The organism is Dyadobacter sp., assembly GCF_051859145.1.
GTDB lineage: Bacteria > Bacteroidota > Bacteroidia > Cytophagales > Spirosomataceae > Dyadobacter.
Map to the genome: position 1 here is coordinate 4,780 of NZ_JBHYGF010000021.1, position 9,135 is coordinate 13,914.

7 protein-coding genes and 1 pseudogene are annotated in these 9,135 nt (G+C 48.7%); 2 read left to right on the forward strand and 6 right to left on the reverse strand.

What is annotated here, in order from left to right:
• Together ACTIE6_RS01980 and ACTIE6_RS01985 are read left to right on the forward strand one after the other, a co-directional pair.
• The coding region (locus ACTIE6_RS01980) for a sigma-54 interaction domain-containing protein (protein WP_439555030.1) at positions 1–949 on the forward strand (949 nt) is incomplete at its 5' end.
• A gap of 118 nt (positions 950–1,067) precedes the next feature.
• Positions 1,068–3,014, forward strand: coding sequence for a glycoside hydrolase family 127 protein (locus ACTIE6_RS01985; RefSeq protein WP_439555031.1), 1,947 nt, complete (start codon positions 1,068–1,070; stop codon positions 3,012–3,014).
• Positions 3,015–3,021: 7 nt separating this feature from the next.
• On the opposite strand, the gene ACTIE6_RS01990 is transcribed toward ACTIE6_RS01985, so the two are convergent.
• The 6 genes and pseudogenes from ACTIE6_RS01990 to thiE form a co-directional block, all read right to left on the reverse strand.
• Entirely contained in the window at positions 3,022–3,936 is a 915-nt protein-coding gene (locus ACTIE6_RS01990) for an LEA type 2 family protein (RefSeq protein WP_439555032.1), read from the reverse strand.
• A 90-nt stretch (positions 3,937–4,026) separates the two neighbouring features.
• Positions 4,027–4,527 (reverse strand): pyridoxamine 5'-phosphate oxidase family protein, encoded by a 501-nt coding sequence (locus tag ACTIE6_RS01995; RefSeq protein ID WP_439555033.1) that lies wholly within the window; start codon positions 4,525–4,527, stop codon positions 4,027–4,029.
• 85 nt (positions 4,528–4,612) lie between these two features.
• The gene (locus ACTIE6_RS02000; RefSeq protein ID WP_439555034.1) at positions 4,613–6,928 is read right to left on the reverse strand and encodes a TonB-dependent receptor; all 2,316 of its coding nucleotides are present in this window, start codon (positions 6,926–6,928) and stop codon (positions 4,613–4,615) included.
• Between the two features lie 203 nt (positions 6,929–7,131).
• Positions 7,132–7,766, reverse strand: a pseudogene (locus ACTIE6_RS02005) (TenA family protein).
• Complete coding sequence (gene thiD / locus ACTIE6_RS02010; RefSeq protein WP_439555035.1) at positions 7,763–8,581, reverse strand: bifunctional hydroxymethylpyrimidine kinase/phosphomethylpyrimidine kinase; 819 nt, start codon at positions 8,579–8,581, stop codon at positions 7,763–7,765. Before thiD ends, ACTIE6_RS02005 begins: the two are co-directional and overlap by 4 nt.
• A gap of 28 nt (positions 8,582–8,609) precedes the next feature.
• On the reverse strand, positions 8,610–9,135 hold a 526-nt coding region (gene thiE / locus ACTIE6_RS02015; protein ID WP_439555036.1), incomplete at its 5' end, for a thiamine phosphate synthase.

The window sequence follows — 9,135 nt, forward strand, 5'->3', positions numbered from 1 at the left end:
ATCGAAGGAAGATCCTAAAAAGGCTAAAACTTCGGCTGATACCATTGTGGCTACCAGCGAAATCATGCGCCAATTGCTCAGCACCTCGGAAAGGGTGGCGGGTACGGATGCAAACGTGTTGATTTTGGGAGAAAACGGAACCGGAAAAACGCAGCTTGCCAAACACATTCACCAGCATTCCAAGCGCGCAGACAAACCTTTTGTGGCAGTGGATCTGGGTGCATTGAGCGAAACTCTTTTCGAAAGCGAGCTCTTTGGTCACGTAAAAGGCGCATTTACCGACGCGAAGGAAGACCGCGCCGGCAGGTTTGAAGAGGCAAAAGGCGGGACAATATTCCTGGATGAAATCGGAAACCTTACACTACCACTGCAAGCCAAGCTCCTGACCGTGATCCAGGAAAGGCGGGTAACGCGCGTAGGTTCCAACAAGCCCATTACACTGGATGTGCGCCTGATTTGTGCTACCAATATGAATATCGAGAAAATGGTCACTGAAAAAACCTTCCGCCAGGATTTGCTTTACAGGATCAATACCATCGAGCTGGATCTGCCGCCGCTGCGGGAGCGGCCCGAGGATATCAGCGCCCTGGCTGACTATTACCTCAAACAATACGCCAAAAAATACAACCGGCCCGTCAACGATATCAGCAGCGCATTGATCAAGAAAATGCAGCAGTACAATTGGCCTGGTAACATCCGCGAATTGCAGCATGCAGTGGAGCGCGCTGTAATCCTTTCACAGGAAAAAACATTGCAGCCCGACGATCTTTTCCTCAAAAGCTCAGCCGGTCAGCCCACAACCGCCACGGGCTTCGACCTCGAAGACATGGAAAAAACCATGATCGTGAAAGCAATGAAACGTTTCAACGGAAACATTACCGACGCTGCCCGCGAGCTCGGCCTGAGCCGCGCCGCATTGTACCGGAGAATGGAGAAGTACGGATTGTAATGCTGGTCAGACTGGATTTAAGGAGGGAGCAGTGCTGTTCTGATGCAATTGCTGGTATGTTTATTTACAGGATTGGTAAATGAATCCAGCAAGAAAACTACCTTCAAAAGCATCAGAAATGACGAAATACCTTTCAGCGGCCCTACTATCTCTTTTATCCATATCCATTTTTGCCCAAAGTACCCAGCTCAAACCGGTCCCGCTTAAAAATGTAAAAACAACAACCGGCTTTTGGCACGAACGGCTGGAAACAGCCCGGAATACCACCATCCCGCACGCATTACATCAATGCGCAGAGTCTGGCAGGTTTGACAATTTCGCGGTCGCAGGCGGCTTGAAGAAAGGAAAATTTAAGGGAGCAAGGTTTGACGATTCGGATGTTTTCAAAGTGGTGGAAGGCGCTTCCTATGTTTTACAAAATAAATACGACCCCAAACTCGACCATTATCTCGACAGTCTGATCACGCTTTTTGCCGCCGCGCAGGAGCCAGACGGTTATTTGTACACGATACGTACTATCAACAAAGACACCACCGGCTCCTACGACTGGATCGCCGGACCTTACCGTTATTCTTTTGAAAATGGCAGCCACGAACTCTACAATGTGGGGCACCTTTATGAAGCGGCGGTTGCACACTACCAGGCCACCGGCAAGAAAAACCTGCTGAATGTCGCTATCAAAAATGCCGACCATCTTGTCAAAACCATTGGCCCTAAACCCGGACAGCTGGTAGTAGTTCCGGGCCACGAGGAAACAGAAACTGCATTGATCCGCCTGTACCACGCAACCGGTAAAAAGGAATACCTCGAACTATCCAAATTTTTCATCGCTATGCGCGGCCGCTCGGATAAGCGGACATTGTTTCTCGACGAACATAAACTCGGCCCCTCCTATTTCCAGGATCAGGTACCCTTTGTAAGGCAGCGCGAAGCAGTGGGTCACGCGGTGCGCGCGCAGTACCTGTATGCAGCTGTGGCTGATATGTTAATGGTCGAAAATGAGCCTGCATACAGCAAAGCGCTCGACACGATCTGGGAAGATGCTACTTTCAAAAAACAGTATATCACCGGCGGCGTGGGCGCGCGGGAGGATGGCGAGGCTTTTGACAAAGCTTATGTGCTACCTAATGATAATGCCTACCAGGAAACATGCGCTGCTATTGCCAATATGCTCTGGAACCACAAAATGTACCTGAATACGGGCGACAGCAAGTATATGGATGTTTTTGAGCGTGTGCTATACAATGGATTTCTCGGCGGAATGTCGGTGAAAGGGAATGAGTTCTTTTATGTTAATCCAATGTCATCCAATGGAAAAAACGATTTTGGAAAAGGTACCGCGGCAATCCGCAGTGAATGGTTTGGTACTGCCTGCTGCCCGAGCAATGTATCGCGCTTTCTGCCTTCCATGCCGGGGTACATTTATGCTGTGAAGAACAATGAGGTTTTTGTAAATCTCTTCGCTGGAAACGACGCGACGATCGCCGTCAATGGAGCTGCTGTAAAACTGGTGCAGGAAACCAATTATCCCTGGGAAGGAAAGGTGAAAATTACAGTATCTCCCGAAAAAGCAGCCGCATTCCCGATTTCGGTACGCATTCCAGGCTGGGCGAGCGGACAGGCGATCCCAGGTAACTTATATACTTACACTTCGCCGGCAAAGCAGCCGGTCAGCCTTTTGGTTAATGGTAAAAAGAGCGAGGTTGCTGCTGTTAATGGTTATGTCAGATTAGACCGGAACTGGAAAAAAGGCGATGTGATTGAGCTCGTGATGGATATGCCGGTAAGGCAGGTTGTTGCTAACGAAAACATCAAATCAAACCAGGGCAAAGTGGCCATCGAGCGCGGACCGGTACTTTACTGCGCAGAAGGCCACGACAACCAGGGAAAAGCACTTTCGTTGCAGATCAAACCTGATCAGGCATTTTCACCCGAATTCCGCAAAGATTTGCTGGGCGGGCTCAATGTGCTGAAATCGCAGGATAATATAACCCTGATCCCCTACTACGCCTGGGCCAACCGCGGCGCCAACGAAATGACAGTCTGGTTCACCGCGTCCAGGTAGCTTTCCGCTACTTGGACAGGTTTTTCTTCACTGTTTCAATATCCTTTAACGTGCCGTCGACAACGACATTCACATCACTTTTCTTAAACATATCGTTGTCCGAAACCAGCTTGCTTTTAAAATAAAGTGTAAACGGGATCGATTTGCCTTTGGTGATCACTTGTCCGGCTGCTTTCAAAAACTTACCCATATCCACCGAAAGCGGGATCTGGTAAATCTCGCTGCTTTTTCCTTTGATTTTGGTCGCGCCCTTTACGCTACCTTCTGCGAGTCGCTCCTGGCTGCCCAGACTCACTACATAGGAAGGATCTTCGAACTGGACAGGGAATGGGTTTTTGTTTGAAAACTTCAATTGCAGCATTACATCCGAGTTTCCCAGACGGAACTTGGTAATATCAAAATCGACAATTTCAACTTTGGGTAAGCGATAAAGCGGCAGTCTCTTATCTTTTGAAATTGTTACCGAATCTTTACCCAAAAAGGGCTTGTTCAATGCAAAAGTACCTTCAAAATGATAGTCGGCACTATCCTCTCCCTGCGCAGCTTCTGCGTTACCTTCCTGTTTAAGCGCTTTGATTTTAAGCTGGGAAGGCAGCATCACCATGGTACTGTCGCGGGATTTGATCAGTAACGGCTTGGAGTATTCGTTTTCAATTATCTTAACCCCATTCATTTCAACAAAATATTCAAAACCCTTCATGTCCAGTTCAACAGGCAATGGGTTATGTACCAGCAGTTGCAGCGAAAGGTCAATGGTACTGTCTGTAATATTGGAAATGTGCCCGATGCCCATTTCAACCCGCGGCTTCAAACCGGAAACCGGGTTTTCATTTTCCTTTTTGTAAAAATGCCAGCCAACCCAGCCGGCAACGATCAAGAGTGTAAAAACAAGAATATAGACGAGGATTTTTTTGTTTTTCATGCCTGTCAGAGGTTGCTTATCGATAACAAGAAATGCTGGCCGGCTTTACGCCAGTCAGCACTTCTTTTTTTGGGAAATATATAGAGGCGATTAAGCCAGGTTCAGCTTTCCGTGGTCGCCGCCTTCTGGCGTTGTTCCGGTAAGTACCGCTTTCAGCATCGAGAAGAATACGACCATTTTAGAAGATGTTGCATCCCAGTAGGCAGCCTCTTCCGTGATCACCCGGAGCAATACCAGATCCGGATCCTCTTTTCCTTCCGGAAACCAGGCTTTTGACATGATATTCCAGAGTTCGTCCTTCTTCTGTTCGTCGTTGACCAGCTCTGCATTCCCTGAAATGCTCAGGTAAGTATTATTTTTGGGGTCCGCATAAATCAGCGTAACACCTTCTCCGTGATTGGAAGTATCTCCCAGCTCAGAGTTACGGTTTGTAAAAAACCACACATTTCCCTGCTCATCAATTTGCTGTGTGGTCATCGGACGGGATTCGATCCGATCGTTTTTATAAGTGGTGTACATACAAAACCGGATATCTTCGGCCAGTGATTTCAGCTTCTTTATTGCTTCCTTATTTTCAAAATCCTTTTCCATGATTGTCTTAGTTTTTTCTATCAAAATCATTTTTCAGGATTTCTAAAACAACCGTTCCATCGCATAAAAGCAGCTGACGCTTTTGCTAGAATTCGAGCCGGTAGTTGAGCACCGGGATTAAACCTACCTGTGTGATCAGCTTCACGCGGTCTTCCTTTTTATCATAATACCTGTCATATGCATTTAACCTGTTAGTCACATTCTGCAAATCGAGTGAAATGGTGGAGGCTGTGCGCTTTTTGTTTTTGGTATAGCTCACGCGCAGGTCGGTCCTGAAATAATGCGGCAGCTGCTCGGAATAGCTCCGCGACCAATCGCGCTCGGTGCGGCCTTCTTGTCTTGATTTTTCAAGATCAACCGGCGTACTCATATTTCCTCCCGCAGCCAGCAGCTTGATGTTTGCTGCGAAAATGTTGGTTTTGTTTTTACCCACTTTCCATTCTTTCCCGGCAAGCAGGTTTTGAACAAACTGTCCATTGAATCGGCTACTGCGCTCAATACCGTCGCGCCCGGTGTATTTGGATTGGTAAAGGGAAGTAGTGCTCATCAGGTAAATACCGGCGGTCAGAGATTTCTCGATCGTCACTTCCAAACCATAGCTCCGCCCTTTTCCGGCACTTACCAGCGAATCGTTCACGAACCCGTCGATCTCATTGAGCATGGAGTTATGTAAAAGAAAGGGCGAGTTGGTGTTAGGCGGCCCGATCGGAATGTGGTAGTGGTGCTGGTAGTAAGTCTCCGCGAGCACGCGCCAGCTAGCCGTCGGTCTGAATTCATAACCCGCAACGAAATGCGCCGATTTCATCAGTTTCAGGTTTTTATTCACCAGGTTACTTTGTCCGTCAGTCGCTTTTACCTGAGCAAAATAAGTTGAAATGGACTCTGTCCGGCTATGCAGCCCCGCGCCCAAACTAATCGTCGATCGTGGCGCAACCGCCCATTTCATTCCCAGCCTGGGTTCAATGGAATACTGATTATTCAGCCCCAGTACCATGCCGTGCAAACCTGCATTCAGGGTTACGTTGGGTGATAACCTTGATTTCAGCTGCGCATAAGCCTGGAACAATTGTGTATTTCCTTTCTGGTCCAGGTTCTTCACAAAAGGCCCGTCTTCATTATTTTGGTCAAAAAGGTTGAAATCTAAATGATTGATAATCGCGCCAACTCTAAGCGTATTCCTCGCATTCAGTTTTGAATTAAATAAAGTCGAGACGCGCAGGGTTTGATTGATGAAATTTTGCTGGTAAATGTCCTGACTTTCTTTATCCAGAAAATCGCCGCTCTGCTTCGTGGCTGCATAGGAGACAATGGTTTCCATGTAAGATCGACTGTTAATATACCGCAGATAGTTCACCCCGAGCATGCCACGGTTAGAGGTAAACTTTTCTTTCATATCCTCGTTATTCACCGTAGAAGTACTGATACCGCCCATTCCCCAGACAGATACCACAGCTTTTTCATCGTACGGGAGGTATACCTTGAATGCGCCATCCTGAAAATCATTGACAGCATCGCCCATCTGCACACCGAGCTTGCTCAGGATAGACAGCGTAGAGTACCGGTAGTTGGCAAGGTAAGATGCACCTCCTTTCGCCCCGATCGGACCTTCGGCAGCAAAATCAAGACCGAGTACACCCGCTTGTAATGCATACTCGCGCTTTTCGTTGTTGCCTTTCCTGAGTTTGAGGTCAAAAACGCCGGACGTTGCATTGCCGTATTCAGCGGGGAATGCACCTGTCAGAAAGTCGGAGTTACCCAGCACATTCGCACTCAACGCACTTACGCCGCCGCCCGAGGTACCTTCGGAAGCGAAGTGATTGGGGTTGGGGATTTCAACACCTTCCATTCTCCACAATAAACCTTTGGGACTGTTACCGCGGATGATAATCAGGTTGCCCCCGTCGTCAGTGGTGGACACACCTGCAAAAGACAGCGCCATTCTCGCCGGATCGTTAACAGCCGCCGCAAAGCGTTTGGTCTGATCTACCGTAAACGACCTTCCGCTCACGCTCACCATATCGTTCAATGGAGCGCCGGTCTCCTTTTGCGCCTTTACCACCACCTCGTCCAGTGCGCGGAAAGATTCTGTAAGCTTGATGTTCAGCTCAACTTCTTTCCCGGAGCCGACCCCGATTTCCTGCAAAAAAGCATCATCGTACCCGACAGAAGTAATTCTGATTGCGTGCCTTCCCACCGGCACATGCTCAATGCGGAAGTTGCCCTCGGCATCAGTAGCCGCACCTTGTACGGGATTGAGTGAGGTAATAATCACATTGGCACCTATAACAGGCTGCTGTGATTCCGTGTCAAGAACGCGTCCCTTGACAGTCTGCGTAGGTTGTTGCGCAAATGCGGCAATGCTGAATGCTGCCGCCATGATCATGAAGATATATTTTTTCATAGCTGGTTGTTTTGAGATTGACAACCAGGCTAGGGGTTACCCTAATTTTTTTGGAGAGAAATGATTTAACGGAGGAAAGGGAAGAAAGGGAGGATGGAGGAAGGAAGGAAGGAAGGACTAAAAAGACTTGTCACCCTGAGCGCAGTCGAAGGGCAGGCGTTATCGCTCCTCCCCTTCCTCCTTCCTCCCTTTCCTCCTTCCTCCTAACTATAAGCACTTCCCCAAAACTCCAACTCCATTCTCGTCGCCGTCACATAAGCCTCTACCATTCGTTTCCTGGTTTGCTCAGAGGCGTTTTCGGCTAGTTGGTTGCAGATGTTGAGTGCTTTTTGGACTGATAATGCGAAGTCTTCGCCGGCGTAGGCGTTGATCCAGTTCTGGTATGGATTCGGTGTGGTTTGATTGGCGTAAATGTAGTCGCCGACTTTTTTATATATCCAGAAACAGGGCAGCAATGCAGCTACTGATACTTCGTAAGGTTCGAATGCGCTGGTCGCCAGGAGATAGTTGGTATAGGCAAAACAGCCCGGCCCTTTTCCGCTCTGGTAATCGATGGCATATTCATTGAAATAGCTGACATGAAGTGCCCGTTCGACGAGGATCGCATTTTGTGCGAACTCAAGAAAGTCCAGCAGCTCGTGACTATTCCCGGCTCTCACACCAGTTGCAGCCAATGCTCTCGCAAATCGGCGAGGTAGAGGGAATCCTGGTAGATGTAATATTTAAATTTCTCAACAGGCAAAGTCCCCGCTTTCAATTCCTGATTAAAGGGGTGTGCCTGTATTTGTTCGTAAATGGGCAGTGCCCGCTCCCAGAGCAGGTCCGTAAACTTGATCATATCAATTGCATTGGAACAGGAGAAAACGAATGATTGAGCGGCCCGGGTCCCTGGCCCGTAGTTACATCTTTACCCGCCGCAATTGCTCCGGAAATATATTCCTTCGCGAAAATGATTGACTCCGGAAGGGAGTTCCCACTTGCAACAAATGCGGCGATTGCCGAGGATAAGGTACAGCCTGTCCCGTGCACATTCCGGCTATCTATGTAGCTGCTTTCGAGAATAAGAGTATTCTGGTCCTTTTGGGCAAAAATATCGGATAAAACAGGCGCAACAAGGTGCCCGCCTTTCAGTAAAACAGCTTCACAACCCCGGCTGACCATTTCTTCCGCCGCCACTTTCATTGCCTCAACAGATTCGATTTTCTCGGAAATCAGGATCTGTGCTTCGTCGAGGTTAGGCGTAATTAAATGGACAAGCGGAAATAGTACTTCCCAGAGCACCGATACCGTTTCTTCCCGGATCAGCCTTGACCCGCTTGTAGAGACCATTACCGGATCAAAAACCACAAATCCCGGTTTGTAACGTTCCAGCATTTCAGCAATTACCTGCGCCACTTCAATGGTATTGACCATCCCGATTTTCACCGCATCAACAGTAATATCGTCGAACACCGCTTCGATCTGTTCTTTCAAAAAAGCGGGCGGCACTGCGTGGATTGATCTTACACCCTTTGTATTCTGGGCAGTGAGCGCGGTAATCGCCGAAGCACCGTAAGCGCCTAATGCAGCGATGGTTTTCAGGTCGGCCTGGATACCGGCGCCACCTCCGCTATCGGAGCCGGCAATGGTGAGGACTGTGGGGTATCGGGTCATTTGGTGGTTGTGGATTTGGTAGGGATCGTCAGGTTTGTTCGGGTGCGCCTGCAACGGTATTCAAAATGATCGATTTGAGCCGGAATGCAGCCTCGTAAGGAGAAGTCGCACTACAAATGGCAGAAACTACGGCAATTCCGCCCGCGCCATTCCTGATTACCTCTTCGGCATTCATAAAGTTGATACCGCCGATCGCGATCAGCGCGTGCTTGGTCTGCGTGACAGCGCGGCGCAGCCCCTCTATTTCCCAGGGAGTTTTTGTATCCGTCTTGGTGGGAGTTGCATAAAGCGGGCTCAGTCCGAGGTATGACACATCCCATTGATCCGCCTCGATCAGATCGGCTTCACTTTCAACAGAAAGCCCGATGATCTTGCTGGCGGGCAGCATTTGATTCAGGATTTCGTAAGGCATATCACTTTGTCCCACGTGTACGCCGTCTGCATCAGCTGCAAGGGCAACATCTACCCGATCATTGATGATCAACGGAACATTGTAGGGTTGTAAAACATCCTTCAACCTTTTGGCTCGGTCGATAAAGGCGCGCGTGGAGAGT